This window comes from Terriglobus sp. ADX1, from assembly GCF_036877645.1.
In the GTDB taxonomy this organism is placed as follows: Bacteria; Acidobacteriota; Terriglobia; order Terriglobales; family Acidobacteriaceae; genus Terriglobus.
This window is the reverse complement of the sequence record NZ_JAEDXV010000076.1, coordinates 1-255: the sequence shown is the minus strand read 5'-3', so window position 1 is coordinate 255 and position 255 is coordinate 1. Positions and strand designations below refer to the sequence as shown.

The 255-nt window shown below is 50.2% G+C and carries 1 protein-coding gene; it reads right to left on the bottom strand.

Annotated elements, in window-relative coordinates; all coding sequences use genetic code 11:
• Window positions 1-67: 67 nt before the first annotated feature.
• The coding region (locus JAO32_RS19755) for a hypothetical protein (RefSeq protein WP_334243605.1) at window positions 68-255 on the bottom strand (188 nt) is incomplete at its 5' end.

Sequence of the window (255 nt, the reverse complement as noted above, 5' to 3'; positions counted from 1 at the left end):
ATATCGCAGAGGGGATAGTAGACGGGTTGCCGGCTGTTCAAAGCTGTAAGTGTCTTTTGTTTGCGAGTTACCGTTTGTGGCTTGCCGGTGGAATCGTAGTGCCGGGATAGGAATGCAGGTCCTTCAACTCCGCTTTGCTTCGTTCAGGATGACGGTCTTCGACCGTATGAGCTTCGCTGGTTTGCGAAGCTGGTTTGGGTTCCATCGTCTGAAAGGTTGAGATGTTGTGCTGTATGAGAAATTGTCGGGATTCTT